The sequence below is a fragment of the Mycobacterium sp. TH-M103 genome (genome assembly GCF_057473785.1).
Genome location: NZ_JBYCLG010000256.1, coordinates 1 through 2,598, shown reverse-complemented (window position 1 = coordinate 2,598; position 2,598 = coordinate 1). Strand labels below are relative to the sequence as shown.

Annotated in this window: 4 protein-coding genes; all 4 read right to left on the bottom strand. The window is 70.5% G+C overall.

Annotation, left to right across the window (positions count from 1 at the left end):
- The coding region (locus AC2VOR_RS14655; protein WP_486964011.1) for a hypothetical protein at nucleotides 1-289 on the bottom strand (289 nt) is incomplete at its 3' end.
- 144 nt (nucleotides 290-433) lie between these two features.
- On the bottom strand, nucleotides 434-1,168 hold the full coding sequence (locus AC2VOR_RS14650) for a class I SAM-dependent methyltransferase (protein WP_369740269.1): 735 nt from the start codon (nucleotides 1,166-1,168) through the stop codon (nucleotides 434-436).
- On the bottom strand, nucleotides 1,165-2,304 hold the full coding sequence (metX, locus tag AC2VOR_RS14645; protein ID WP_369740267.1) for a homoserine O-acetyltransferase MetX: 1,140 nt from the start codon (nucleotides 2,302-2,304) through the stop codon (nucleotides 1,165-1,167). Before metX ends, AC2VOR_RS14650 begins: the two co-directional genes overlap by 4 nt.
- Before the next feature lie 12 nt (nucleotides 2,305-2,316).
- Nucleotides 2,317-2,598 (bottom strand): PLP-dependent transferase (locus AC2VOR_RS14640; protein WP_486964010.1); only part of this gene is annotated, 282 nt, incomplete at its 5' end.

Genomic DNA, 2,598 nt, shown 5'->3' with positions numbered 1-2,598 from the left:
CCATCCCGCCCCGCCAGGTGCGCCACACGAGCGACCGGGAATAGCCGTCGCGGCGGAGGTTCTTGGTCCAGTTCTCCGTATCGGTGCGGGCGCCGGCGGGAAGGGGCACGTCGGCAAGCCGGTCGGCCACCTGCCGGTCGGTAAGGAACTCGCGGGCGGCCGCCAGCAGGAACGCGGCGCTCCCGCCTCCGCCGAGATGGCCCTCGAGGTCGCGGAGTTGACCGACCTGTTCAGGGGTGAGTTCGTCGGCCAGGTCGCGCCAGGTGGTCGGATTAGTGGGCGTGGTCATGGTGCTGCACCTACCTCTTTATAGGGTTCTTAGGCAGTTCGCGGCCAACCCCGAAAAAACACCTACTGGCACCCCGAAAAACTTTTGCGCAGAAAGGAAGACGAAGACGACGAGGATGCGGAGGACGAAAGCTGATCGCGCCCGTCAGCCCGCCAGCGTCGCCCGGATGCACACGGTGACGTAGGGCAGCGCAAGTCCCGTCGAATTCGCCAGGGCCGGATGGGTGGCCAGCAGCTCGCGGACCGCCTCGAGTGTCTTGGTGCGGACCTCGGCCGGCGAGGTGATGCAGTAGCTGCGCGACGCCACCAGATCGATCAACGCTTGCGGCGTAAGGTAATTCGTCCACTCCACGCGGTGGCGCTCCAGGTCGGTGAATGGTGCGGGCAGCGTCACGTCGAGCCGGCCGCCGTCGTCGTCGCTGCCGATGATCTCGCCGAGCTCGCGCACCCAGCCGAGCCGTTCGTCGCGGGTGTTCCACACCAGGCCCAGCCGCCCGCCGGGGCGCAGCACGCGGGCCACCTCCGGAATCGCTCGCGCCGGATCCACCCAATGCCAGGCCTGGGCGACCAGCACGGCGTCAACACTGTTGTTTGGCAACGGAATCTCTTCCGCGGTGCCCAGCAGGGCCCGGGTCTCCGGCAGCGCGTCCCGCAGCACTTCGAGCATGTCGGGGATCGGATCGACGGCCACCACGTCCAGGCCGCGCTCGACCAGCCTGGTGGTCAGCTTGCCCGTGCCCGCGCCCAGATCGAGCACCTGGTGCGCACCGGCCGGCAACAGCCAGTCGATGGCCTCCGGCGGGTAGGACGGGCGCCCACGCTCGTAGGCGGCGGCGGCCGAGCCGAACGACAGGGAGCGTTCCTGTCTCGAGCGGGTCACCGCCGACACGCGCCTTCATTCTCGGCCAGGGCGAGGGTCTCGCGGATCAGCTCGCCGACCGCCTCGGACTCCACCAGGAAGCCGTCGTGCCCGCATCTGGAGTCGACCACGCGCAGGCCGGAGCAGCCCGGCAGCAGGTCGGCCAGCTCCTCCTGCAGGCGCAGCGGGTAGAGCCGGTCGGAGGTGATGCCGCCGACCACGGCCGGCACCGGGCAGCTGCGCAGGGCCTGACGGACCCCGCCGCGACCGCGGCCGACGTCGTGGCTGTTCAGCGCCTCGGTCAGGATCACGTAGCTGCCGGCGTCGAAGCGGGACAACAGCTTGTTGCCCTGATGCTCGAGGTAACTCTGCACCGCGTAGCTGCCACCGTTCGCCGGGTCCTCGTCACCCTGACCGTCGTTGGCGAAACGGGTGTCGAGTTCCAACTCGCCGCGGTAGGTCAGGTGCGCGAAGCGGCGGGCGATCGTGAGCCCGTCCTCCGGCTTGCGTCCGCTGTCGTGGTAGTCGCCGCCCTGCCAGTTGGGGTCGGCCTTGATGGCCGCGATCTGAGTGGTCTGGGTGCCGATCTGGTCGGCGGTGGCGCGCGCGCCGACCGCCAGCAGCAGCCCCGCCCGGACCCGGTCGGGGTGACCGACCATCCACTCCAAAGCCCTTGCGCCGCCCATGGATCCACCGACGACGGCGGCGACCTCGTTGATGCCCAGCGCGGCCAGCGCACAGATGTCGGCCTCCACCTGGTCGCGCACGGTGATCAGCGGAAAGCGCGAGCCCCAGGGCTTGCCGTCCCGGGCCCGCGAGCTGGGCCCGGTGGAGCCGCGGCAACCGCCCAGCACGTTGGTGGCCACCGCGCACCAGCGGTTGGTATCGATCGGTGCCCCCGGCCCGATCACTCCGTCCCACCAGCCGGGCGTGGGATGCCCGGGTCCCGCCGGCCCGCTGACGTGGGAGTCGCCGGTGAGCGCGTGCAGCACCACCACCACGTTGTCGCGCGTCGGGGAGAGCTCGCCCCAGCGCTGGACGGCGATGCAGACGTCGTCGATCACCGCACCGCCCTCGGTGGTCAGCGCGCCGATGTGGACGAAGCCGATCTCGCCCTCGGTGGGCAGCGTCTGGGTGGAGAACTCCGAGATCGTCATGTCAGACCCGCCTCAGAAGGCCGCCACCGCGTGCGGGTCGCCGCTGGACTCGGCTGATCGCCCCGGCCCACCGATATTGCGGGCCGCGGCGAAACCCAACTCGAGGTCGGCCAGGATGTCGTCGATGCCCTCGATGCCGACGGCCAGCCGCACCAGCCCCGGGCTGACGCCGGTGGAAAGCTGCTCCGCCGGGCACAGCTGGGCGTGGGTGGTCGACGCCGGGTGGATCACCAGCGAGCGCACGTCGCCGATGTTGGCGACGTGGCTGTGCAGCTTGAGCGCGTTGACGAACGC